Here is a 23,908-nt window from a genome sequence, read left to right on the forward strand (position 1 = left end):
CCGGCCGAAGGTTCGCCGCCCGACGGGGCCCTGTCCGATCGACCGACGCTTGCGATCCCCTCGCCGTTCGGCGCACCATCCCGCACGACCCGAGGCGCGGGAGATGCTGAATGGATCATCCGGATCGTCCCGCCGTCGCGGTCGTCATCGCCGCCCATGACGCGGAGCCGACTCTGGCCCGGGCCATCCGGTCGGCGCTTCTCCAGCCCGAAACATCCGAAGTCCTGGTCGTGGACGACGCATCGAACGATGGCACGCTCAGGCTCGCCGAGGCCGAGGCCGAGCGCGATAAGCGGGTCCGCGTCATCGCGTTCGCGCAGAATGCCGGGCCGGCCGCGGCGCGCAACGCGGCCTTCGACGCAGCCGAGGCCGACATCGCCGCGATCCTCGATTCCGACGACGTGTTCTTGCCCGGACGGCTCGGCCGACTGCTCTCGGGGCCGCCGGCGGAGATCACCGCCGACAACATCGCCTTCGTGGCCGACGATGCGCTGGAGACGGCAAGCGCCGCCTTGTCCTCCCCCGAAGGGGGCCCGCGCTTCGAGAGCCTGACGACGGCGGAGTTCGTCCGCGGCAATCTCGCCCGCACGGGCATGGCGCGGGGGGAGCTTGGGTTCCTGAAGCCAATCCTTTCGCTGCCGTTCCTGCGGACGCACGGCCTGCGCTACGATGAAACTCTGCGCCTGGCGGAAGACTACGACCTCTATGTCCGGATGATGCTGGCCGGCGCGCGGTTCAGCGTCACGCGGTGCCCCGGCTATCTTGCCGTGATCCGGCCCGGATCGCTCAGCGCGCGGCACGGCACCGACGATCTTGCCCGCCTCCTCAGGGTGGTGGAGCGCCACATGGCCACCGACGACCTGCCCGGCGAGCTCTCCGACGCGATCCGGGCGCTTCGGGACGAGGTACGGGCGAAGCACGAGCACCGCGCGTTTCTCGACCTGCGGCGGACGGATGGCGCACGCGCGGCGCTGCGCTATGCCATCGGGGGGCGTCGTCGCGGCGCGCGGATCGCGCGTGGCATCTTGCGTGACAAGCTAAACCTCAGCGGCGATGCGGGTGCGGTGGCGAACGGCGCGGAGGTTCGACTTCTGCTTGAGGCGACCACGGGCGATGCGCCTCAGGGCAGGTAGCCCGCCGCGTGTCGACCCTCGACGCCTGCGGCCACGATCCGGACCGGGCCGCGGCTGGCCAACTCGGCCAACTGTCGGGCGAGCCATACTTGGCTGTCGCCGGTCCGCGCGGTCGGCGCGCGCATCGGCGAGACTGGGATGCGGATCGCATCGGGCGGCGCGTCGATCTCGGCCACGCAATCGGCCGGGGCCAGGACGACGACCGTCTCGGTCGCCGCCTCGGTCGGGCCCGCGTTTTGCGTCCGTCGGCGCTGCCAGCGGTCGGACAGGCTGTCCCTCAGGTCGGCCAAGAGCGCGGGGCGGCGCGCGATCCGCATCGCCGCCACGACGGGCCGGCGCGCCTTCAGGTCCTCGACCAAGCGGGCGTAGTCCAGCTTCCGCCGGAGCAATGCGTCGCGCGCGGCCATCGCCGCATCTAAGGCGCCGTCGTTTGACCGCGTGCGCCGGACGATATCCCACGCCTCGCCATGCGCTGCGACCAAGCTCGAGGCCGCTTCAGATGACAGACGGTGCGACAGCGATCCGGCATGGCGCCGGTAGAGATAAGTCGGGTCCGGTACGACATGAAACGCCGCCCCGGAGAGCAGGAGGCGCAGGTAGAGGTCGAAATCCTCACCCACCCGAAGCCGCGTGTCATAGCGGAGCGATGTGAGGCGTGCGGCCCGGATGAGAGGCTTCAGATAGCCCATCGAGGCACGTCCCGCCTCGGCGGTATCGCTGGCCACGTGGGCCGTCGCCGGAATCGCGAGCGTGCCGTCGATCCCCAGATCACCGAGCAGGGTGACCCCGGCGGTCTGCGGATCACCAAAATAGACCATGTCATCGGCGATCATGTCCGCCGCGAGGATCTCGGCGGCCGCGATCAGGCGTCCGATCCGCGCGGGGTGCATCACGTCGTCGGAGTCGACGATGGCGATCCAGTCGCCACGCGCGGCGTCGAGCGCCACATTCCGCGCAGCCCCGGCACCGACATTCTTCGCCAGCGTAATTGGACGGACGCGGCCGTCCTGCGCTGCCATCCGCTGGATGATCGCGGGCGTCGCATCGGTGGATGCATCATCGACGACAATCAGTTCAAGGTCGCGATGTGTCTGCGAAAGGACCGAGCGGACCGCCGCTTCGAGATGGGCGGCACCTTGATGGGTTGCCATCACGACCGAAACCGTGGGGCGCGCCAGGTCGTCGATCAAGACGTCTCGCTGACCCTGATGGCGGCCGGTACGGTCAGCGCGAGGATCATGAGGTCCGCCTCCGGGCGGAAGCGCGAGACATAGAGGCGATCATAGGCGATCCGGCGATTGTACGACGTCGTGCTGCGACCGCTTATCTGCCAGAGCCCGGTGATGCCGGGACGCGCCCGCAAATAGTAGCGGCTAGAGCGACCGTAACGCCGGAGTTCGGCCTCCGGGACCGGACGTGGGCCGACGAGGCTCATATCGCCGAGGAGGACGTTGAGAAGCTGCGGCAGCTCGTCGAGGCTGAGCTTGCGAAGCACCGCGCCGACCGGCGTCACCCGCGGGTCGTCCCGGAGCTTCTGCGTCTCCTCCCATTCGCGCCGGGCGTCGGGGTTCTGAAGGAGGTGCCGGGCCAGGACCTCGTCGCCGTTCACGACCATGGTGCGAAGCTTGAAGCAGCGGAACGGGCGGTTGCCGTAGCCGATGCGCCAATGGCCATAGAACGCGCCGCCCCGAGAGGTCGCCGAGATCAGCCCCACCAGCCCCAGCAACAGGGGCGCGATGAAGACCATCAGCGCGGATACCGCGACGACGTCGAACCCGCGTTTGAACCACCCGCCGACCGGGATGGGATCGTTCGATGCGAATTTCAGGAAGCGATGACGCGGCCGATCGGTGACGGCGACCGGATAGAGGTCGTGGTCGATGTAGGAATTTCTGTCTGACATCGTCCCTGTCCTTAACTTATGTCCGGCGGAGATGGCCCAGCGCTCCGATCGGAGGCACGGTGCCCCGATGACGCCTATTTAGGCGGTCACCGTCGCCGCATCGCGGCAGAGGGCCCGGTCTACGAACCGGACCACTCTCACGCTTTCTATTGAAATGTTGGGTTTATCATCCCCGTCGTCAAACTCGCCATGCCGCTCTGCAGCACAATCTACGCCGCATATTTCGTTTGACCATTTTCTTAGCGGGCTCGACCGGTAAGTAGGCAAGACTGCGCTGACGGGTGGCGCGGCGTTCGTTCTTTTCCGCCGATCCGGACTCTGGCCCGTGACATCGCTTTCGAAGGTGGGTGTCCATCGGACAATTCGACCGAGCGGGGCCATTCGGGATTCGGGATACCCGTCGTCGATCCGCTCGGACCGAGAAAGGACGCCGCCGATGAACGCGAATGTCGCGGCCCCGCCGCTCTCCCGGCGACGCATGCGGATCCTCTTCGGGAGCGCGCATCCCCATCTTCCCCAGATGTATGGCGGCGCGCAGTCGAGCACGCACGAACTCGTCCGCCGCCTCCGCGACCGCGGACACGAGGTGGCGGTGCTGTCCGGCCTCACCGGGGCGGGCCTGCTGGGCGTCCGGGGGCGGATCCTCCTGAAGCTCGGAAGACGCGGGTTCGTCCGCGACGATTCGCTGGGCTATCCGGCCTATCGCGCCTGGCATGCCGAGGAGGCCGCCGCGGAGGTGGTTCGCGACTTCCGCGCCGACGTCGCCGTGTTCCAGTCGCTGCGCCCCGTTCCGTTGGCCCGGAGCATCGACCGGAGCAGGACCCGCACGTTCATCTACCTGCGCAACGTCGAGCCGGACGATCTCGGGGGGCCGCTCGGGGGTCTGACCGATGTGGGCTTCATCGCGAACTCGCACTTCACGGCCCGGCGGTTCGCCGAGACCGACGGTCTGCGGGCGCATGTCGTCTATCCGATGATCGACGCCGACCGCTACCGCGTCCGCTCGACCCGCGAGACCGTGACCTTCATCAATCCGCATCCGCACAAGGGCGTGTCGGTCGCACTCGACGTCGCGGAGCGGTGCTCCGACATCCCGTTCGACTTCGTCCGGGGCTGGGGCCTCGGGCCGCAGGACGAGGCGCGCCTGCAATCGCGGCTGGCCACGCTGCCGAACGTCACGCTGCGGCCATCCACCCGCGACATGCGGACGGTCTACGGCACCGCGCGGATCGTCCTCGCCCCGAGCCAATGGGAGGAGGCGTTCGGCCGGATCGCGGCCGAAGCGCATGTCAGCGGGATCCCCGTCGTGGCGTCGGCGATCGGAGGGCTGCCCGAAGCGGTCGGGCCGGGAGGGATCCTCGTCGCGCCGAATGCACCGGCGTCGGCTTGGGTCGATGCCGTGCGATCCCTCTGGAACGACGACGCGGCCTATGCCGCCGCCTCGGATGCGGCACGCCAGCATGCTGCGCGCGACGACATGGACCCGGAACGGCAGATCGACCGCCTTCTCGACATCCTCGGCGGGGATGTTGCGGTGCCGATGCCCGGTTAGCCGCCGCGGTCAGGTCGGCGGATCCTCGACCGGGTCTTCCGCACGGGCGTCACCCGACGACAGGCCCGGCGCCCCGAGTCCCTCCGTGGCCCCGAAGGCCGGAAGATCGCTTTCGACGGAGACCTCGCCCAGACGGATGTCCAGCACGTCGCCGCCCCGGACGCGGTCGGTCAGGGTAGTGCGCGTCGTCTCCGGTCCATCGTCACCCATGCGCGTCACGGTGATCTCGGCCGACATCTCGCCAAGGGCACTGGTCAAGGCGGTCCCCATCTCGCGCGCCTCGGCGTAGAGCGCGGCCTGCGTCTCCATCCGCACGTCCAGATCGCCGACCGCGGCGATCTGGTCCTGCAGCCCTTCGACCAGCGTCAGGCGCCGACCATCCATCAGGTCGAGGCGATCGCGCCGCGTCTCGTTAAGGCGCTGCTCGGCATTGAGCCGCGCGGTCTCGATCTCCAGCCGACGGATCTGCTGATCGGCCAGCTGACGCTCCAGCTCGCGCTCGCCGCGCGCCGTCGCGAGGCCACGCTCGACCAGCTGCGTGGCGTCCGTCAGCTGCGCCTCGATCAGGGCGACCTGCTCGCTCCGGAGTTCGAGCTGCCGCGTGAGCCGCGTCACCTGTTCCGAGATCAGCGCCTCCAGCTCGTCGAGCTGCGCGAGGCTCGACGCGAGCGAGGCGCGGCGGGCGCGAAGGATCTCCCGCTCCCGCTCGATCAATGCCGCGCCCAACGGAGCGGCCGCGACCTCGGGCGGCACCTCGATGGGCCGATCCTCCATCTCGGCGCGCAGCCGCGCGATCGTCGCCAGACGCCGCTGTCGCTCGAGATCGAGAAGGCGGTAGGTCCCGAGCGCGGTCAGCGCACCCCGGTCGCCCCGCAACAATTCCGGTCCGGGGTCGTCGATTCCGCCCGCCTGCCCGATCGCCTGCGCGACCGTCATGGACGGGAAATACGGATGCGTGCCGGGCGAACGCACATCGCCCGTAACGTAGATCGGCTGGAACTCCGTGATCCGCACGCTGGCTTCGACGCGACCGTTGAGGCCAGCGCTGTCCGCAAGCTTCACCGCGATGAGGTCGCCGAGATCCTGCGGCGACATCCCGGCCGCGGACACGATCCCGACCAAGGGCAGCGACAGGGTGCCGTCCGGCGCGATCCGCACCTCGCCGCCGATATCGCTCCAAGCGGTATAGGTCTCCTCCAGCGGGTCCCATCGCCCAATGCGGATATCGACCATCTGGCGCGGCGCCAACAGTTCGGATGCCCCCGGATCGGCGGTCTGACCCAGGCTCGGGACGGCCCAGAGCATCGTCGCGAGCGTCACCGCGACCATGGCGAACGATCTAGGCATGAAGCGCGCGCTCCTCGTAGCTGCCGCGGCTCATGTACCGGCGCGCGGCCTCGAGATCGGCGCCTTCCAGCACGGTCGTCGCGAGAACCGACCGGAATGCCGCGCGGTCGACGAGCGCATCGGTGACGAAGCTGGCGTGAACGCTGCCCCAAGGCACGCGGAGGATCGCCAGATCCACCGGCCAGCCCGGCGCATCGGGTGCCACCGGTCCGGCCAGCGGTTGCGTCAGCACGAGAACGACGTCGAACCGCTCGCGCAGGTTCGCGGAGACGGCATCAAGACCGGCGCGATGCGGCGCCTCCGCCCCGTCATGTTCGACGAAGAGCGCCTCGAGGCCGATGGAATGAAGACCGGCCTCCTCTGTCTCGAACGGCTGCGACTCGCCATCCCGAGGCTCGACGGCATCGATCAGCAGAACGTCGCGCGCGCCGCCTGCGGCGAGGCGGCGTCCGAGCTGACGCGGCATGTCGCGCCCGAATTCCTCGGCGGCCGTGAGGGGCGTCACAAGGACCATCAGGCCGCTTCCGTACCGGGAATGGCGTTCGCAGGCTTCCGCGAGATGCTGGATGGTGCGCATCCGTGTGGCCCTGCCATCCTCGGTGCCCGCATCGGCGGGGCGTGGGAGCAGGCCCGCGCAATGCAGCCCGGTGTCCTCGCGCATTGCCGACGCGCTGCGCAGCGGCTTGGGCATCAACTCGCGCACGGCCCCGAGGAACGCGCCCAGCAGGATGCCGAGCATCATTCCCATGATGAGCACGGATTTCTTCTGCGGGCTGATGGCGCCGGTCGGGATCGATGCATCGGAAATGATCTTCACGACGGAAATCGGGAATTGCTGTTGCTGCAGTGTGACTTCGAGGCTGTTGAGATAGCCGCGATAGACCTCCGCGTAGGTCGCGGCGATAGCCTCGAGCTGCTGCAGGCGTCCGCGCAGCGCGACCCCGTCGCTGCCAATCCTCGTGGCGGCCGAGAGGTCGGCCTGGAGGGATTGTTCACGGCTTTGGGCCACCGCATGGACCACGCGTGCCGCCTCCGTCGCCTGCTCCAGTTCCAGCCGCATCGCGTCCCGAAGGTTCTCGATCGTCGCGGCCAGGTCGAGCGCGCGGGGATTGTCGGCGCCGAACTCGTCGGCCAGGCGCGCATAGCGCATCTGCGCCTCGACATAGTCGCGCCGGATCCCTTGCACGACCGACTGGTCCTCGCCGCGGGCGAGCGGCACGGTGACGATGTCGCCGCCCGCTTCGGCCCGCGCGAGGAGCGCCTCCATGCTGTCGAGCTGCGCGCGCGCGCCGGCGGTTTCGGCCGAGGCCGAGACGAGCTGACTCGCCAGTTCCGATTGCTGCTGTTCGGTGAGCAGGCCGCCGCGCACCTCCAAAAGACCGTTCTCGACGCGGAATTCCTGCACGGCGGCGGCGGCGGAGATGCTTTGCGCCTCGACCACCTCGAGCCGGTCGCGCAGCCACCGCTCGGCCGTCACCGCCACGTCGTTGTTGGTTCGCAGATTGAACTGCTCGTACGCAGATCCGTAGGTCCGTGCGATCCGGGTCGTCAGCACGGGATCGTAGCCGCGATAGGAGACCTCGATGACGAGGCTCCGCCCCGAGCGCGAGACCGAGAGCCGGTCGCGCAGGGTTGCCGCCGCGCGGTCGCGGTCGGTCCGTTTCAGATCGGGCGTCGCACCGGATGACGCCACGCCGTCTGCGGACGACGGCGCCGATGGCGGCCGTGGTGACAGCGCGCGCGCCAGCGGATCGGTCAGCGACATCACCGCGTCGATCACCCGCTGGGTCGCCCCGACCGGGGGCGAGAGAAAGGCCTCGTTCTCGTCGAGATCGAGCGCGTCGACGACCTGCAGGGCGAGGGCCTCGGATCGGATGATCTGGATCTCGCTCTGCACGACGGCGTCGGATCGCACGACGCTCGGCAGGGGCGAGACCTGGTTGATGAGCTCGGCCCGCTCCTCGTCCAGAAGGACGGTGACCCCGGCGATGTAGCGCGGCACCGACCCGAGGATGATGAGGATCGAGAGGACGATCCCGGTGGCGGCGCAGATGGCCACGAGACGCATCTGCCGGCGCGCCGCCCTGTAGAGGCCGCCGAAATCCGCCTGCGGGCCAGCTTCGCCGCGGTCCAGTCCCTGCGTCGTGACCGGCTGCCACGAGATTCGGCGATCGCGCACGGGTTCGGTCATGTGCCCTGCCCCGTCGGTGCGCGCTGGATGGCGAAGCTATGCATGTCACTCAGGAGCGGTGCCGGTCGCGCGCCCCGTGCGCGGTGATCGAGCAGCTTCAGGAGAACGAACGGCACGAGGAAGGAGCCCACGGTGTAGGGCGTGATGAAATCGACCTCGGCCATGGCGCGCGGCAGGAACAGCAGTGCCAGCCCGGCGCAGATGGTGACCGCGCTCGTCCCCTCCTCCGCGAGGATTGCCGCCACAGGCACCGCGAAGAGCGCAAGGCAGAGCGCCGAGACGAGCGTCAGCCCGAGCAGGCCGAGGCCGACATAGGCTTCGATCAGCACGTTGTGGAAGTGAAAGCCGGTCCGCGCCGTGATGTAGAATTCCTCCCACAACCGCTCGGCCTCGGGCCGGTCATGCACCCAGAACGCGTCATAGCCGACGCCCAGAAGCGGTCGGCTCGCACCGAATTCGAGCGCCTGGTTCCACAGGAAGGTCCGACCCGTCAGCGTGGCGTCCTTACCGGCGACCAGAAGGACCGCATCGAAGAGCCCCAGGATGTAGGCGGCCAGCGCGGCGACGAGGCTGAACGCGATCAGCGTCGCGACCGCCCGGCGCCGGAGCGCGGGCGGAAGGCCAAGCAGCATCCGCGCGACCACGACCGTCACGAGGGCGACGGCCGTCGTCAGGATCGACGTCGCAGAATCCGACATCCACAGGAGGACGACACCAAGACCGGCGGTCGCGGCGACGGCGGGCCAGAGCTTCCCGTCGATGCGGAACGCCCAGAGCAAAGCGACGCAGAACAGGATCGTTAGCGTCGCGAAGTAGCCCAGCTGGTTCTTGGAGGAGAACGCACCGTTGAAGGCATAGGACCCGTCCAGGAAGTCGTAGGAGTAGCCGCCGATCGCCACGGAATAGAGAAGCACCAGGAGACCGCCGATCGCCCCGCCCAGCGCGAGGTTCGGAACGCTCGTCGCGCGCGCGGCGACCAATCCGAAGAAGACCGTCGTGCCGTACTGGATGGCGCTGCGGAGGGTGCGCTCGGGCGCGTCGCTCCAGATCGTCGAAAGGAGGCAGATCGCGGGCAGCACCAGCAGCGCGATCACCGGGAGGGGCCGCTCGAGGAGGAGCCGGGGTGCCGCGCAGAGCACCACCGTCCAGACCCCGTAGAACGCCAGGATCGACACCGCTCCGATACGCACCGAATAGGCGAACACGAAGAGCGACAGGGCGATGGCCGGCACAACAAAAACCGCGTTGCGCGCGGGGTCGGCGATCCTGTCTCTATCGAACGTCACTGCCGTCACCCATGATCTGTCGCCGTCACCTTTGGTCTCGCCGCGAATGGCCGAAGGCGATGCGCTTGGGATGGTAGGTTAGGCATTCTATCCCGCGGCTTGCGATGCGGCGTCAAACCTGTCGGCGGCTTGGCGCCGGTCGGGCCGGAACCCGCGTCGCCCCGCGGCGTCGTTCTGCGACGGCCGCAAGCAAATCCGGCAAAGTAGAAACCGTCGCGGGGGCGCGATTGGCGGGCTAGTTGTCGGCGACCCCGTCGACGCACAGTATCGATTCGGGAAAGCGGCAGACGTCGCTGAGCGGCGTGTAGGCGATCCAGTCCACCTCCAGCACCTTCGGGGCGGATGCCGGATCGAACCTGCCCATCCAGTCCGTCAGCCGGTCGGTGGACCAGATGCTGGCATAAATCTTCTGCGGCTCGTCCGGCAGCGTTGCGTCGCTGGCCTCGCGGATCAGCGCGCCGTCGATGAACCACCTGATGCGACCCGGTTCCCAGACGAAGGCGTAGGTCCGGAACGTCGCGTCGTCCTGCATGGGGTGCAGCGCCTCGTTCGTACTGCTCCGGGCGGTGTGGAAATTGGTCTGAAGGACGGGGGTATCGCGCGCCAGGAACTCGAAATCGATCTCGTTATGCGGCCGGTCCTGCGGCGCGCCGATGAAGGTGAAGAAGTTGGCGTTCATGCCTTCGGCATAGGGCACCCGCATGCGGGCCTCGAACGCGCCGTAGCCATAGCGGGCATTCGATTGCAGCTCGGCGCAACTCAGGTCGAACGCGTCCCGCGCATCGGCGCTCATCGTCAGCCGAAGCTGTCCATCCGCGACCGCGACTTGATCGGCGCTCCAGATGCAGTTCTGATGCGATCCGTTCGACCATCCGTCGGACACGAACCATCGCGCGCGGTCGAGATCGTCGAACGGATCGAGAAAGGCTCCTTCCGCCGCGCCGGACGACGGCACGAGAATGAGGCAGAGGACGAGACGTATTGAACGGCGTGTCGGCATGGGCGCCTCCTGACGCGGGCAGGTCGGGGGTCCGTGCGTATCGATGCTAGGCGCCTGTGCGGGTCGCGCAAGTCACTCGGTGAACCCCGGCCAGATCGCGCCGAGATCTTGGCCGAGAAGCTCCGACAGCCCCGCGTTCCGGGCGGAGAGATGCCGATTCAGATAGCGGCGCGTGACCGGGCGCATCTCTTCCGGCGGCGCAGCCTCGGTCAGAACGCGGTCGGAGACGACGCGGTACCACGCGCGATAGGCGCGGTGACCCAACCGCGCCGACAGCGACGACCGGCGCCCCAGATGCGCGGCGTAGCGGTAGCGCACGAGTCGGCGACCGATCCGGTTCAGCGCCAACAGCGTTCCGGCCCGCTTTGGATAGAAGGTGCGGTTCTGCCAGCCTGTCTCATCCTCCAGCAGCATCGGCGGGAGGCCGAGAAATGCCGTGACCCGGTCGATCGTCGCCTGGCGGACCGCGTTGAACTCCTCGAACAGCACCGGGCACAGGCGGTCCGGACCAAGGAGGTCGCGAAAGCGCCTCAACGGCCCGGCATAGGTCGAGCCTACCAAGATCGACGGCTCGGCGCTCAGCGCCGCCTCGAACGACAGCGAGGTCCGCCCCGAGCGCACGAGGTGCCAGTATTGCGACCAGGCCCGGCGGACGGGATCGCGCAACATGAAGATGACCTTCGCGTCGGGAAGGGTGCGGGCGATGCGGTCGGGCGCGACGGCGGACATCAGGTAGGTGGTCGTGTCCTCGCCGATCAGGGCGCCGGCGGGCGCGTCGGCAAAGCGCGACCGATACCATGCCGCGGTCTCGGGGTCGTCGGGATCGCGCCAGACCAGGTCGCCGCGCTCGACGGAGAGAAATTCCGAATGGGCGACCGCATCGTCGGCATCGAAGTGATAGAGCTCGCCCGGTGCCACCCACGCGTCCGGATGGCGGTGAAGGATATGGTGAAGCGACGTGGTGCCGCATTTCGGGGCCCCGCCGATGATGAAGTCCGGTCGCATCTCCAACCTCGCTGGCAGGGCCGAGGGCCCATATCTGGGGACCCCCGCATGCGCGCGTCAACGACGGCGTCGGGATCGGCGGTGGTCGGCCGATGGCCCGGCGTATCGTGCGGCCCATATCGCGGGCACGGGGCGTTATGTATGACCGGCTGGAGCGGCCCGCGCGATCGACCTAGGCCGCCCCGCGACCGGCCGTCCGGTCGGGAGGCGCGCGGCGCCACGCGAGGATATGGAGGGCGGCGTATCCGACACCCCAAATCGCGATGAAGCCTTCGGTCCACTCGGTCGTCCAGCGGATCGCATCGAACGCGACGCTTTCGGGATCGAAGGCCCCCTGGAAAACCTTCATCAGTGTCGTCACGAGGACACAAAGCAGAAGCGGAACGAGCGTCGGATCGGCCCGTATGTCGGTCCAGATGCGACCCGGCAGGACGGGTACCCGAGGCAGCGTCAGAAGGCCCGCCGCGACGACGAAGACGAGATAGAACCATTCCGACCTGCCCTGCAGCCCTTCGACATTGTGCAGCGTGAATTCCCCCTGCCGGTTCACCTCGAGCATCCATTCCGGGATCTCGTAGCCGAGAATCGGCTGGCCCCACTGCGTCTCCTCGAGCGCCGCGAGGGCCGCGACGAGGGCGAAGAGCGCCCAGTAGACGACCGCGAGGCCCAGTCCCGACGCGCGGGCGTGTCGATACGCGAGCCACAGACCCAGCACGAACGCGAAAACGAACCCGAAGGCCGTCACCATCTCGATCACCGTGTATTCCCGCGCCTGCCTGAACCCTCGGGACACGATGGGATACGTCGCTTCGTTGAAGACCAGAACGCACCAGGCCAGCAGCACCGGAACCGGCCCCCAGAACAGGATTCTTCTCAGCGCAGTTTCGGTGGCCGCGACACCCCGGTGCCGGTCGGAAAACTGATGCGGGTCCTGCACGGCGAGAACTCATTATGACGGCGACGATCTGCACCCGACCCCGGTGATCCGAAGGCCGGCCCGGACAAACGGGCTCCGATCTGGCGGTGCTAAGCCCCGGAGCTAGCAGAATATTCCGAGCCTGTCACGGGCCAGTAGGGCGCAGGATCATGGGTCGGTATCTTCGACCGAATGCGTGAGTGCATCTGGACCGGCGCGTCGCTCTCCAAGGCCGCCGAACCAGCGTTCTACGAGGAACATCGTCGTCGTCGACCACCGCCCGGATGATGTCGCTCCGGAGCTCGGGACTGCCGTCCAGCGAACCTCGTCCGGATGTTGGAGGGTGCAGTCGTCCCCTCACCATAACACCCGGAACGGTCTGCCGTGAAGGTCAGCCTTCGTGGCGCACCTGGGTTTTGGCGCCTGCCCTTCTGCCTCTACGGAACGGACTTGTTGCCACTGGTCCCGGCGGGCGGACCGGCGACAGCCCGACGGTGCCGCCCCCCCGTGCCCTATTCGGCGGCGCGCATGCCCATGCGGCGGAGGACGGCGCGCTCGGCCACAAGGACGATCTGGTAGAACGCGACCGACAGGAGGACGCTTGTCGCCGCGACCGTCCAGATCATCGCGAAATCCATGTAGCCGCGTGACTGGTTGAGGAGGTTCCCGAGGCCCTGCCCCGTCGCCAGCCATTCGGCGATGAGCACGCCGAGCAGCGCGCGAGGTGCCGTAAGACGAGCGGCGGCGAAAATCCAGGGCATCGAGGCGGGGATCGAGACCAGCCGCATTTCGCGGAACACCCCGGCCCCGTAGGCGCGTGGCAGGTCCATCGCCGCGCGCGGGACCTGGGCCAGCCCCTGGGCGATCATGACATAGGCCGGAAAGAAGGTGACCGAGATCGTGATCCAGAGCGTCACGGTCGTGCCGCGCCCGAGGATCAGGACGAGGAGCGGTGTCAGCGCCACGAGCGGCATGGTCTGCGTCACGAGCGCGACCGGCATGAAGGCGCGCTCGACGGCCGGGGCGGCCCGCGACACGAGCGCCAGCGCGAAGGCGAAGGCGAGGCCCGCCGCCATCCCCGCGAGCGTGATCGGGATCGTCTGGGCAAGTGCCGCGCCAAGGCGGGCCCGCGCGTCTGCCGACCCGTCCGCGAGGGCCACGTAGTGGAAGACGTCCAGCGGCGACTTCCCCAGCATCGCGGGCACCGACAGTCCCCAGAGGAACGCCCACCAGACGGCGAAGGGCAGCGCGACGCTGATGACCGCAAACAGGATGCGCACCGAGCGGCGGGGCGGATCGGGGGCCTCCGGCAGGGTCGCGGGGTCAAGCGAGACCGCCCTGCCCTCCCGCAGCATCCGCGCCGAGAGCAGGGCGAAGACGGCATAGCTGGCGCCCGCGATGGCCGTCGCGACGAGACCGATGCTCCAGAGCCGCGCGGGCTCGCCCCGACCGAGGGAGCCGAGAAGGTAGGTGCCCAGCCCCCAGCGCCCGCCGCCACCGAACTCCGCAAGGATCGCACCGAGCACGGCCGCGGGCGCGGCCACGCGAAGCCCTGCGAGGATCCCGGGCAGCGCGCCGCGGATCTGGACGAGGCGCAGCACGCGGCCTGCACCGCCGCCGTAGGCCCGGACCACGTCTGCCGCCCGGCGGTCGAACTGCGTCAGTCCGATCACCGTTGCGTTCATGGTCACGAAATAGACCCCGAGCGCGGCCAGCACGATCCGGGGCGCCAGCCCGTCGAGCGTCAGCGAGAGGATCGGCGCAATGGCAATCGGCGGCAGCGCGAAGATCGCGACGTTGAGGCCCCGCGCCATGGCCATCGTCCGGGGCACCAGCGCGAAGAGCAGCCCCGCCGCCACCGCGATGGCGTTCCCGATGGCGAAGCCCAGCGCGGAGGCGCTCAGGGTCGCGCCGACATGGCGCGGGTAATCGGCCCGGTCGATCCAGAGCCGCGCCGCGATCTCGGTCGGCGCGGGGAGCGCACCGCCCGCCACCCAGTCGAGTCGGCCCGCCACCTCCCAGAGCACGAGAAGGGCGCCGGTCAGGATCAGGCCACGGCGGCGATCAGCCTCCATGAAGGGCCTCGGCGACCCGATCCCCGAGCGCGTGGAACGCCGGGTCGGAAAAGAGCGCCGCACGCCGCGGACGCGCGAAGGGCACATCGATGACCTCCGAGATGCGCCCCGGTGCGGCCCGCATCACCACGATCCGGTCCGCCAGGAAGCAGGCCTCGTCGATGCCATGCGTCACGAGGAGCGCGGTCGCCCCGCTTTCGGCCCAGATGCGCTGCAGCTCGATATTCATCTGGCGGCGGAGGATCTGGTCCAGCGCGCCGAAGGGCTCGTCGAGGAACAGAACGCGGGGCTCGGTCACAAGCGCGCGGGCGATGGCGACGCGCTGGCGCATCCCGCCCGACATCTCACCGGGCAGCGCATCTTCCTTGCCCGCGAGGCCGACCAGCGACAGCAGGTCCCGGATGCGCGGGCGGGCGGGTCCAACCGGGCGCCCCAACGCCTCGAGAGGCAGGGCGACGTTGCGCGCCGCACTCCGCCACGGCAGGAGGGCCGCATCCTGGAAGGCGACGCCGGTGAGGCCCGAGCGGGTCGCCTCGGCGGGCGGCAGGCCGCCGAGGCGGACCTCGCCCGCGTCGATGGCCTCCAGCCCGAGGGCGCAGCGCAGAACGGTGGACTTGCCGCAACCCGACGGCCCGATCAGCGCCGTGAACGAGCCGGGCGGGCAGTCGAGCGTTACATCGCGCAGCGCCTCGACCGCCCTGCCCCGACCCCGGAAGGTCTTGCTCACCCCGGTCAGCGCGATGCCGGACAGGGCAGACGCGCGCGCCGGGGCGGACGGCATCAGAGTTCTTCGAGAAGCGTGGTGTCGAACATCTCCCGGGTGCCCTCGATACCGACGCGGGCCAGTGCCTCGAGATTCCCTGCGATGCCCTCTTCGCTCATCGCGAAGATACCGCCCGGCGCCTCCATCAGCGGCTGCTGCGCGGCGTTGAAGAAGATCTCGTTGTCTATGCTGCGCCCGGTGCCCGCGAAATGCGTTTCGGCCCAGCGCGGCGGCCAGAGCGTCGTGTCCGCGAAGTTCTCGTTCCAACCCTTCCGCGAGGCGCGCATCCACGCGATCAGGTCGTCGCGCCGCTCGGCCAACGTCTCCTCGGTGACGACGACGGTGTCGTTATAGGTCGTGAAGCCGAAATCGTAGAGCAGGAAGGACACGGCCTCCTCGCCCAACTGGCCGATCGTGTAGGGCACGTTGGTCGTGAAATCGAGCGAGCCGTCGATCTCGCCCTGCACGAGCGGCGTCGGATCGTAGGCATAGGGCACGATGTTGACCGCGTCCCGGTCGATCCCGTTGAGTGCCAGCACCGCCTCGACCGAGATGGTATTCACCGGCGGAACGGCGATGGTCTTGCCGACCATGTCCTCGGGGCTGAGGATCGGCGCGGAGGCGAGGCTGACGATCCCGATCGGGTTCTTCTGGTATTGGGCCCCGATGATCTTGAAGGGCGCGCCCTGCTCGGCGATGGCCTTGATCGTGGTGTCGGGCGTGGTCAGCGCGAGATCCGCGCGACCGGCGACGATGGTGCTCTCGGGGATGACGTCGGGCCCGCCGGGCAGGTAGGTCAGGTCCAGCCCTTCGTCGGCGTAGTAACCCTCGTCCATCGCAAGGAAGTAACCCGCGAACTCGGCGTCGTTGATCCAGGCGGCCTGCATCGTCAGCGGCGAGAGGCCCTGCGCCCGCAGGCCCCCCGGCATCATCGGCAGGGTCGCGGCAGCGCCCGAAAGGGCCAGCATGGAACGGCGGGATAGTCTCATGTCGATATCTCCTGTCTAAAGGCTAAGGCGGCTCAAGCGAGCCCTTGGATGCGTTGCAATTCGCGCAGGGGCGGCGTCGCCGCGAGCTGGTCGGGATCGACGAGATCCCATTTCACGCCGCGCGGTCGCGGCGCCATGTCCTCGACCGTCAGAAGCCGCGTCGGCGTGGCGATGGCGTCCACGAGGATGTCGGTCTCGGACGGGGTCAGGCGGTCCTCGACCACCTGCACGTCATGGACGATCGCGGCGACGGGCGTTTTCTGGTCGGCGAGACCCAGGTCGGTGAACATGCCCCATTCGATATCGAAGAAGCCGTGCCCCTTCCCGAACCGCACGCCATCGACCGAGACGGCCGAGGCCCCCGTGGCCATGAAGTCGAAGGCCCCGCGCTCCGCGATCTCGGCCAGCGTGATGGGCCGCCCGAAATGCTCCATCCCGTCGAGCCAGGAGGCGTAGAGCGCCGCCCCCTCGGGAACCATCCCCGGCTCGAGGAGGACGAAGCCGCGATAGATGCCGTAGGTCGACATCACGAAGGGCTTCTCCGCCTCGATCATCGCCTGCCGAAGGCCCGCCAGACAGTTGTCCGGGGTCACGAACGCGAAGGTGCTGTCGCGATAGCCGTCCATCCCGAGAATGCGGGCGGTGGCAGCATCCGAGCCTTCGAAATCGGGAATCACCTCGGCGAAGTTGAGGTCGAACCGCGTGTCGGGACGGGCGACATCCCGCAGCTTCGTCCATATCTGCTGGCGGATCGTATTTGTTGTGGACATGCTGAGTACCGACGGTTTCACTGTTTCAGTAATTAGAAACGTTCGTTTCAAAAAGGCAAGCGCCACGCGCCCGACGAGGGGACGCATTCGGTGAAACGCCTACGCAAGAGGCACGATGGCTAGCAGACTGACTCTCCGCATCCAGGACAGCATGGCCCGTCTGACCCGCTCCGAGCACAAGCTGGCGGAACTCCTGCTCGGCAACGGCACGCTCATCGAAACCCACAGCGCAACCGAGCTCGCGCAGATGGCAGAGGTCTCGAAGGCGACGACGGCGCGATTCTTCCGCACGCTGGGATACGGCGATTTCGAAGAGGCAAAGACCCAGGCCCGCGAGGAGCGCAACCGCTCCGAACCCTTCGCCTACGAGGCCCATGTTGCGACCGGCTCGCCCTCGGGGCGGACGATCGGGGCGCATATGCAGCTGGAGATCGACAACCTGACGCGCACCTTCGAGGAGCTGCGACCCGACCTGCTGTCCGAGGCGGTCGAGCTGATCGCCCGCGCGCCGCGGGTCTGGCTGGCCGGGTTCGGCGCCGAGGAGGGCATCGCTCTGGCCGCGCGCCAGGTTCTCGCCCGCCTGCGGCCCGATGTGCGCGTGGTCGGTGGCGATCCGGCCGGCTGGACGGAGGCGCTGTCGATGGCGGGGCCAGAGGACGCGATGCTGCTGCTGTCGTTGCCGCCGCGGCCGCGGGGCCTTGCCACGCTCGCGGGCCACGCGCGCACCACCCGTATCAACATCATCACCCTGAGCGATCACGCCTTCGCCGCCCGCGCGCGGCGGTTCTCGCGGATCGTGATCCCGTGCCACATGGCGAGCCACGGCGCGATCCCGACCCATACAGCGCTTCTGAGCGCATTGCGCATCCTCGCCGTCGGTTACGCCGCGCGGGCGGGCCAGAGCGCAACCCAGCGGATGGCCGCGCTCGACGAATTGGGCGAGGAGCTTTCCCTCTTCGAGCGCCCGGACTGACCGCGCGCGCCTTGGTGCGCCTCTGACGATGCTCGTGCACGACGCCAGGCGGCGCGTGTCCGATGAGCGGCTCGGCGATGCTCCGGCTCAGGCGCGGATCGGGGCCGAGGTCGGGCCCAGCACGGCCATGCCGATGGCGAGGAACCAGCCGATGGCGCCGAGACCGAAGATCGCTCCGGCTGCATCGCCCAGCGGCGGGAGGATCGTCGCGAAGGTCGTGACGGCGACGGCATCGACCGCGTCCGTCCCGTAGCCCAGCGGCGCCAGAACGGTGACCCGCAGCGCGAAGCCCACGATGTAGGTCAGAGCACAGACCAACGCGGCGAACCCGCCGGCACTGTCGCGGGTCATGCCGACGACCCTCCGGCAGCGAGGGATGCGAAATGGGCTTTCAGCCGGCGCTCTCCATGGCGAGGGGCGACCATATCGAGACCCAGCGCCGTAAGGAAGAAGCGCGCGGGCCCGCCGATCCGCCGGGGCAGCAGCGGAAGGAGCACGAGCGCCGCGCGGCGCAGCGCATCGGGCAGATGCGTGATGCGCGCCGGGCGGCCGAGCGCGGCGAATGCGACGCAAGCGATCTCCTCCTGGGTCATTACGTCGGGGCCGCCGATCTCGACCCAGCCGCGCCCGGTCTCGGTCGCGTCCACCACGGCGGCGGCCAGGTCTGCGCCGTCGATCGGATTGAGCCGCCCCGATCCGTCGCCGAAGAGCCAGACACGGCCCGCGCGGGCCATCGCGAAGAAGTCGCCCATATCCGAGAAGAATCCCGTCGTGGCGATCACGGTCGCGGGTATGTCGGAGGCGTGCAAGGCCTCGACGAAGGCCGCTTTGGCGGCGACGAGCGGCACCTCGGACATGCGATCCGCGTGGAGGACGTGGATATAGGCGAAGCGCGCGACGCCTCCACGCTCGGCTTCGCGCAAGAGGGTCAGGTTCGCGCCGTAGTCGACCTCGCGGTAGCCGAGGCCGTCCGCCTGACGCGTGATGCCGAGCGTCGAGACCACAAGGTCGATGCCGTCCATCACCCCGACCAGCGTTTCGGGCCGCGTGGCCTCGGCCACCACGAGGACATCCGCGAGCCCTTCCGCGCGGGACGCATCGCGGACGAGCGCGGTGACGTGATGCCCCTGGCGGGCATATGCGGCGCAGAGGGCGCGCCCGAGATAGCCGGTCGCACCGGCCACGAGGACATGCATGGGAGGTCTCCCTTTCAGCTGAGGCCGACGCCCAGCGCGGCGGCCGCCAACAGGGCGGTGACGGGCGCCCAGAGAAGGCGCTCCGGACGGGACGGGCTTGCGGCGTTGGCCGCGCAGGTGAGAAGCGTGAGAGCCGTGGCGGGCCAGAAGGCCGGCGCGAGGGATGCGGGCGCCAGATCCGCCCGCGCCAAGACCGCGCCCGCCATCCCGGCCAGAAGCGCCGCCTGAACCAACGCGAGGCCACGCCAGAGCGGCGGCAGACGGCCCGTGAAGCGCCCGCCCACGGTGTAGCGACCCAGCGGCGCGCCTGCCGCGAGTGCTATATGCATCGCCAGCGGCATCGCGGCGAGCGCGGCATAGGCAAGGGCGAGGATCTGGGTCATGGCGCGGTTTCCGTCCGGGGTGTCGTTGTCGACGCGGATCTATGCCGGGACGGCGGACGGCGGCATGACCGGAGAGCTCAGTCGATTGACCGCAGATGCCAATTCATCCCGCGCCTGCCCGCCACGCGGTCGGACTGACCCCCGTCCACCGCTTGAAGGCCCGCACGAAGGCGGAGGCCTCCGAGAAGCCCAGAAGATACGCCGTCTCGCCGACTGACACCCGGCGGGCACCGAGATACTCCATCGCCATGCGGCGGCGCAGATCGTCATGGACCTGCGCAAAGGTGGTGCCCTCGTCCTTCAACCGCCGATAGAGCGTCTGGCGGCCGAGACCCAGATCGCGGGCGACGGCATCCATCGAGAGACTGCCCTGATGGAGGTCCGCCAGCATTCGCGTCTCGACTGCGGCGCGGACCGTGTCACGCGCGGCGAGCTTGGCCATAAGCGTGTCCGCGTGCCCGGTGAACAACCCGAAGACGTAGGCCGCGGCCTCCGGGCGTGGCAGGTCGAGACAGTCGGGATCGACGCGAACGGCCATGCGGCCCGCATCGAAGCGCACCGGCACGCGCAGAAGGTCGGCATAGCCCGCGGCGTGGGCCGGCGGCGGAAAGGCCAGATCGACCGCCAGAACCACGGGTCGGTCCGACGTGGTGGCGCGCAATTCTCCGATCAGTTGCCCGAGAGCGCCTTCGGCGGCGAGGTGAAACCCGTCCGGGAGGGGCAGCCGGTCCTCGATCCAGGTCTCGCGGCCCTCGATTAACGCATGGCGGGGGTCGCTCGCGGGACGGGCGCCATCGACGATGAGGCGTGCGTAGCGGTTGAGCTGGCGCAAACCCTCCCGGAGCGTCGGAGCGCGGGCGAGGATGCCGCCGACGACGGACATGGTTTCGGCCCGCGTGCCGAGGCCCGATCGCAGCACGATGAGCGGATCGCCCGTCAGGTCGACCGCGGCCCCGAGAAGACGGTGCCAGTCGCGCCGCGGCAGCCGTGCTTCGGGATCGGCGAGTTCCGCCTCGGTCAGACCGGACGCGCGCAACATGGCGGCGCGGGACGCGCCCCGTGCGGCGGCGAAATCGAGGAAGGCCTGCGCGAAACCGGCGGCCATTGTGGGCTCGGACATCTGGCGGATCCCCGGAGGCTCGACGATGCGGTTCGCCCGGTCATCCCGCACCTGCCCGGACAGGGCCAATATGGTCCGCGTCGCGCTTGAGGGGCAAGTCGCCGCGATGGTGCTGCGCGAACCAGCGGGCCTTCCCTTCACTCGCACCGACGGCATGGGCAAGGCTTTTGAATATCGGCGGCCGCCACTTCCGACACGCGGTCAGGCGGGGAGAGCGCGGCGAACGCGGCGGACACGGGGATCATGCCGATGCCGCCATGCGAGCGGGCGGCGTGACGCGCCCGCGGACGAGCAGCCAAAGCGCGAAGCCGATCTCCGCCAGCGTGACAATCGCGAGGAGGACGCCGCCGACTGCGCCCAGCACGGCCGACTCCGGAGCGGCGAAGGCCCGGATGCTGTCCACGAGGTAGCCGGTTCCGCCGACGGCCAGCATCACGGACAGAAGCGGCGGCACGGCGCGCGACCTCCACGCCAGCACGCCAAGAAGCCAGAGGTGCAGCGCAAAGAAGACCTGCCAGAGCCAGACCCCGGCCTCGTCCATTCGCCCGAGCACCCAGGCGAGATCGGCACGGGCCGCCACATCCATCGCCAGAGGCGGGTCCATCGCCACCGCGAGGATCGCGGCCTGCGGCAGCAGCATCGCCGCCATCACCGCGGCCATCATCAGGCGCGCGACCATCGCCGCCATCGCCAGCACCGCGCCATGGGGCCGGAACATCGCGAAGAGCATCACCGCGAGCACGACCTATGACAGCATCATCACGAGATCGCCGCCGACCCCGGCGACGAAGAGGCCGGGTCGCGCCGCGATGGCGTCGAACGCAGTCGCCGGATCGCCCGCCCCCCCGAGGCGGGCGGGCACGAAGAGGATCGAGAAGAACCCCGCCCCGGCGATCAGCAGGTAGAGCGTACCGGCAATCCGGGCGAAGGATCGGGTTGAAGGGTCGTCGAACGCGCGCATGGCAACCTCCGTTGGGTTCACATGCCGATGACGGCGACATAGGCGGCGGCGATCATCTGCGATATTCCCCGGTTCTGCCGATCTGCTATGTGTTTTTGCATGGAATGGCGTGCCGTCACCTTCGACTGGAACCGCGTCCGGGCGTTTCTCGTGACCGCCGAGGAGGGATCGCTCTCGGCAGCGGCGCGGGCGCTCGGATCGACGCAGCCGACGCTTGGGCGGCAGGTCGCGGCGCTCGAGGCCGAGCTTGGCGTGGCCCTGTTCGAGCGGCATGGGCGCGGTCTGCGCCCGACGGCCGCGGGCCTCCACCTTCTGGAGCATGCGCGGCGAATGGGGGACGGCGCGGCGGCATTGTCGCTCGCCGTCGCAGGGCTGGGTGACGAGATCGCGGGCGAGGTCTCCGTGTCCGCCTCCGACATCTATGCCGCCCGGTTGCTGCCCCCGATCCTCGGCGCGCTCCATGCCGCCCATCCCGAGTTGCGCATCGAAATCGTCGTGGACAACCAGCTCTCGGATCTGCGGCGCCGCGAATCCGATATCGCCGTCCGAAACGTCCGCCCCACGGATGCCGACCTGATCGGCCGCAAGCTGCGCGACGCGAAAGCGCGGCTCTACGCAGCGACGGGCCTGCTGGATCGGTTGGGGCGGCCCGCCGATCCGCAGGGCTTCGCGGGCGCGCCTGTGATGGAGATCGACCGGACGGGCGCGCTTCGAGGCATGATGGCGGGGATGGGCTTTCCGGTCGACGCGATGACCTTCCCCTACCGGACGGCGAATTTCGTCACCGCGTGGGAGATGGTCCGCGCGGGTCACGCGATCTGTGTGCTCGACGACCGGATCGGCGACGCGGAGCCGGGCGTGGAGCGCATCCTGCCCGACCTCGATCCGGTCATCTTCCCCGTCTGGCTGGTCGCCCATCGCGACGTCCGCCGGGCTTGCCGCCTGCGCGTGGTCTGGGACGCGCTCGCCGAGGGGCTGCGCTAGCGGACCACGCGTGGGGCGGCGGTGCGGGACGCGTAGTCGCGCAGAAGGGCCACGCGCCGGGGACGGAAGCTGCGGCCGCTGAGGGATGCGGCTTCGATCCCCGAGGCCCGGAAGTGCCGCCAGTCCTGCCGCAGACAGCACCAGACCAGTAGCATCAGCCCGCCCTCGGCGTAGCTCATCCCCAGGGGCCAGACCTCCCGCTGCGTGACCCCGCCGGCCCGGTCGCGATACCGAATGTCGAGCGCGAGCTCGTCCCAGCAGGCCCGCCTTAGCAGCGCCATATCGACCCCGAGTGCCACCGGTGCGGGCGGCGGACGGAAGGTGCGGAGCACGGTGTGCAGCGCGCGCCGCGACTGCGTGTCGGGCAAGGTGGCGATGATCCGTGCGAGGGCCGAGCGGCCCGCCGCCTCAAGCGCCGGATCGCCGGTCTGGCGCAACTCCCCCACCCCGAGGACCAGCGCCTCGATCTCGAGCGGGGAGAAACTCTGCGGTGGAAGGGCCGGGTCTTCGGTCAGCCGGTAGCCGACCCCGGCCGCGCCGTCGATCAACGCGCCGCCCGCGCGCAGCGTGGCGATGTCGCGGTAGAGCTGACGCCGGGACACGCCCGTCTCCTCGGCCAGCCGTTCGGCCGTGACGGGGGCGGGCAGCCGGCGCATCGCATCCATCAGGCGCATGAGGCGGTCGGTGCGGGCCATGCTGACGCAAACTGACAGGGGGGCCGGGATAAGCCAAGCCCGATCACAACCGGAGGACCAACCATGCCGACCCTGTTTCACGCCCCGAACTCCCGCGCGACCGCCATCGTCTCCCTCGTCGAGGCGATGGGCCTCACGGACCGCATCGACCTCGTGGAGGTGACGGTCGCCCGTCAGGATGGCGGTGGCGGCCCCGATCCGCGCAATCCGCATCCCGAAGGGAAGGTGCCTTACCTGACCGATGGCCGCGACCATGTGCGCGAGCGCGGGGCGATCGTCCTTTACCTGACGGATCGCTTTCCCGAGTCCCGGCTCGGCCGCCCCGTCGGGCATCCCCAGCGCGGCGCGTTCCTGAGTTGGCTGTTCTACTATCAGGGCGTCATGGAGCCGGTGCTGGTGCTCGACGCGTCGGGGATCGAACATCCCGCCCTGCACGCCACATTTCGCGGCATGGACGACATGCTGGCGCGTCTGTCGGAGGCCTTGGACGGCCAGCCCTTTCTTCTGGGCGAGGATTACTCGGCCGTCGATCTCCTGGTCTCAAGCCCGTTCCTGTGGCTGCCGGACACCCTCCGCGATCACACATCTATCCGGGATTGGGTCGACCGCTGCGCCGCGAGGATGGGCCCGAAATCCGGTCGGTGATTTCCGGGGGATGCCGGCGAT

General features: G+C 69.2%; 24 protein-coding genes. 5 read left to right on the top strand and 19 right to left on the bottom strand.

Features of this window, described 5'->3' with window-relative positions; genetic code table 11:
• Nucleotides 1–110 precede the first annotated feature (110 nt).
• Nucleotides 111–1,133: a glycosyltransferase family 2 protein gene (locus tag Q0833_RS12275; RefSeq protein ID WP_298434762.1), complete on the top strand. Its 1,023-nt coding sequence runs from the start codon at nucleotides 111–113 to the stop codon at nucleotides 1,131–1,133.
• On the opposite strand, the gene Q0833_RS12280 is transcribed toward Q0833_RS12275, so the two are convergent.
• On the bottom strand, nucleotides 1,121–2,287 hold the full coding sequence (locus Q0833_RS12280) for a glycosyltransferase family 2 protein (RefSeq protein WP_367274961.1): 1,167 nt from the start codon (nucleotides 2,285–2,287) through the stop codon (nucleotides 1,121–1,123). The genes Q0833_RS12275 and Q0833_RS12280 overlap by 13 nt on opposite strands.
• A gap of 32 nt (nucleotides 2,288–2,319) precedes the next feature.
• On the bottom strand, nucleotides 2,320–3,036 hold the full coding sequence (locus Q0833_RS12285) for a sugar transferase (protein WP_298434768.1): 717 nt from the start codon (nucleotides 3,034–3,036) through the stop codon (nucleotides 2,320–2,322).
• A gap of 436 nt (nucleotides 3,037–3,472) precedes the next feature.
• On the opposite strand from Q0833_RS12285, the gene Q0833_RS12290 reads away from it, so the two are divergent.
• Nucleotides 3,473–4,588, top strand: a complete 1,116-nt coding sequence (locus tag Q0833_RS12290; RefSeq protein ID WP_298434771.1) for a glycosyltransferase — start codon at nucleotides 3,473–3,475, stop codon at nucleotides 4,586–4,588.
• A 9-nt stretch (nucleotides 4,589–4,597) separates the two neighbouring features.
• Here the strand turns inward: Q0833_RS12290 and Q0833_RS12295 are convergent, their stop codons facing one another.
• From Q0833_RS12295 to Q0833_RS12340, 10 genes are all read right to left on the bottom strand, one after another.
• On the bottom strand, nucleotides 4,598–5,935 hold the full coding sequence (locus Q0833_RS12295; protein ID WP_298434774.1) for a polysaccharide biosynthesis/export family protein: 1,338 nt from the start codon (nucleotides 5,933–5,935) through the stop codon (nucleotides 4,598–4,600).
• Entirely contained in the window at nucleotides 5,928–8,126 is a 2,199-nt protein-coding gene (locus Q0833_RS12300; RefSeq protein ID WP_298434777.1) for a Wzz/FepE/Etk N-terminal domain-containing protein, read from the bottom strand. Before Q0833_RS12300 ends, Q0833_RS12295 begins: the two co-directional genes overlap by 8 nt.
• A complete protein-coding gene (locus Q0833_RS12305; protein WP_298434780.1) occupies nucleotides 8,123–9,412 on the bottom strand; it encodes an O-antigen ligase in 1,290 nt (429 codons plus the stop codon). Before Q0833_RS12305 ends, Q0833_RS12300 begins: the two co-directional genes overlap by 4 nt.
• Nucleotides 9,413–9,647: 235 nt before the next feature.
• Nucleotides 9,648–10,412: a family 16 glycosylhydrolase gene (locus Q0833_RS12310; RefSeq protein ID WP_298434783.1), complete on the bottom strand. Its 765-nt coding sequence runs from the start codon at nucleotides 10,410–10,412 to the stop codon at nucleotides 9,648–9,650.
• Between the two features lie 72 nt (nucleotides 10,413–10,484).
• The gene (locus Q0833_RS12315) at nucleotides 10,485–11,417 is read right to left on the bottom strand and encodes a sulfotransferase (RefSeq protein WP_298434786.1); all 933 of its coding nucleotides are present in this window, start codon (nucleotides 11,415–11,417) and stop codon (nucleotides 10,485–10,487) included.
• Nucleotides 11,418–11,589: 172 nt separating this feature from the next.
• A complete protein-coding gene (locus Q0833_RS12320; RefSeq protein ID WP_298434789.1) occupies nucleotides 11,590–12,354 on the bottom strand; it encodes a hypothetical protein in 765 nt (254 codons plus the stop codon).
• A gap of 491 nt (nucleotides 12,355–12,845) precedes the next feature.
• Complete coding sequence (locus Q0833_RS12325) at nucleotides 12,846–14,408, bottom strand: ABC transporter permease (protein WP_298434792.1); 1,563 nt, start codon at nucleotides 14,406–14,408, stop codon at nucleotides 12,846–12,848.
• A complete protein-coding gene (locus tag Q0833_RS12330) occupies nucleotides 14,398–15,189 on the bottom strand; it encodes an ABC transporter ATP-binding protein (RefSeq protein ID WP_298434795.1) in 792 nt (263 codons plus the stop codon). Before Q0833_RS12330 ends, Q0833_RS12325 begins: the two co-directional genes overlap by 11 nt.
• Nucleotides 15,189–16,160 (bottom strand): ABC transporter substrate-binding protein, encoded by a 972-nt coding sequence (locus tag Q0833_RS12335; protein WP_298434798.1) that lies wholly within the window; start codon nucleotides 16,158–16,160, stop codon nucleotides 15,189–15,191. The genes Q0833_RS12330 and Q0833_RS12335 overlap by 1 nt, the downstream gene beginning before the upstream one ends.
• A gap of 32 nt (nucleotides 16,161–16,192) precedes the next feature.
• Nucleotides 16,193–16,930, bottom strand: a complete 738-nt coding sequence (locus tag Q0833_RS12340) for a 5-formyltetrahydrofolate cyclo-ligase (protein WP_298434801.1) — start codon at nucleotides 16,928–16,930, stop codon at nucleotides 16,193–16,195.
• A gap of 115 nt (nucleotides 16,931–17,045) precedes the next feature.
• Here Q0833_RS12340 and Q0833_RS12345 point away from each other — a divergent pair, with 115 nt between their 5' ends.
• The gene (locus Q0833_RS12345) at nucleotides 17,046–17,903 is read left to right on the top strand and encodes a MurR/RpiR family transcriptional regulator (RefSeq protein WP_298434804.1); all 858 of its coding nucleotides are present in this window, start codon (nucleotides 17,046–17,048) and stop codon (nucleotides 17,901–17,903) included.
• 87 nt (nucleotides 17,904–17,990) lie between these two features.
• On the opposite strand, the gene Q0833_RS12350 is transcribed toward Q0833_RS12345, so the two are convergent.
• The 6 genes from Q0833_RS12350 to Q0833_RS12375 all read right to left on the bottom strand — a co-directional run bounded on the left by Q0833_RS12350 (nucleotide 17,991) and on the right by Q0833_RS12375 (nucleotide 21,563).
• The gene (locus Q0833_RS12350; protein ID WP_298434810.1) at nucleotides 17,991–18,254 is read right to left on the bottom strand and encodes a hypothetical protein; all 264 of its coding nucleotides are present in this window, start codon (nucleotides 18,252–18,254) and stop codon (nucleotides 17,991–17,993) included.
• Complete coding sequence (locus tag Q0833_RS12355) at nucleotides 18,251–19,099, bottom strand: SDR family oxidoreductase (protein WP_298434813.1); 849 nt, start codon at nucleotides 19,097–19,099, stop codon at nucleotides 18,251–18,253. Before Q0833_RS12355 ends, Q0833_RS12350 begins: the two co-directional genes overlap by 4 nt.
• A gap of 14 nt (nucleotides 19,100–19,113) precedes the next feature.
• The gene (locus tag Q0833_RS12360; protein ID WP_298434816.1) at nucleotides 19,114–19,482 is read right to left on the bottom strand and encodes a hypothetical protein; all 369 of its coding nucleotides are present in this window, start codon (nucleotides 19,480–19,482) and stop codon (nucleotides 19,114–19,116) included.
• A 103-nt stretch (nucleotides 19,483–19,585) separates the two neighbouring features.
• On the bottom strand, nucleotides 19,586–20,602 hold the full coding sequence (locus tag Q0833_RS12365; RefSeq protein WP_298434819.1) for an AraC family transcriptional regulator: 1,017 nt from the start codon (nucleotides 20,600–20,602) through the stop codon (nucleotides 19,586–19,588).
• Between the two features lie 241 nt (nucleotides 20,603–20,843).
• Entirely contained in the window at nucleotides 20,844–21,344 is a 501-nt protein-coding gene (locus Q0833_RS12370; protein WP_298434822.1) for a DUF4386 domain-containing protein, read from the bottom strand.
• A gap of 3 nt (nucleotides 21,345–21,347) precedes the next feature.
• Nucleotides 21,348–21,563, bottom strand: coding sequence for a DUF4386 family protein (locus Q0833_RS12375; protein WP_298434825.1), 216 nt, complete (start codon nucleotides 21,561–21,563; stop codon nucleotides 21,348–21,350).
• A 99-nt stretch (nucleotides 21,564–21,662) separates the two neighbouring features.
• Between Q0833_RS12375 and Q0833_RS12380 the strand changes: the two genes are divergently transcribed.
• The gene (locus Q0833_RS12380) at nucleotides 21,663–22,547 is read left to right on the top strand and encodes a LysR family transcriptional regulator (RefSeq protein WP_298434828.1); all 885 of its coding nucleotides are present in this window, start codon (nucleotides 21,663–21,665) and stop codon (nucleotides 22,545–22,547) included.
• Here Q0833_RS12380 and Q0833_RS12385 read toward each other — a convergent pair.
• Nucleotides 22,544–23,242 (bottom strand): YafY family protein, encoded by a 699-nt coding sequence (locus Q0833_RS12385; protein WP_298434831.1) that lies wholly within the window; start codon nucleotides 23,240–23,242, stop codon nucleotides 22,544–22,546. The genes Q0833_RS12380 and Q0833_RS12385 overlap by 4 nt on opposite strands.
• 63 nt (nucleotides 23,243–23,305) lie before the next feature.
• On the opposite strand from Q0833_RS12385, the gene Q0833_RS12390 reads away from it, so the two are divergent.
• Nucleotides 23,306–23,887 (top strand): glutathione binding-like protein, encoded by a 582-nt coding sequence (locus Q0833_RS12390; protein ID WP_298434833.1) that lies wholly within the window; start codon nucleotides 23,306–23,308, stop codon nucleotides 23,885–23,887.
• The last annotated feature ends 21 nt before the right edge of the window (nucleotides 23,888–23,908 follow it).

Origin of the sequence: uncultured Jannaschia sp., assembly GCF_947503795.1 — a bacterium.
GTDB lineage: Bacteria > Pseudomonadota > Alphaproteobacteria > Rhodobacterales > Rhodobacteraceae > Jannaschia.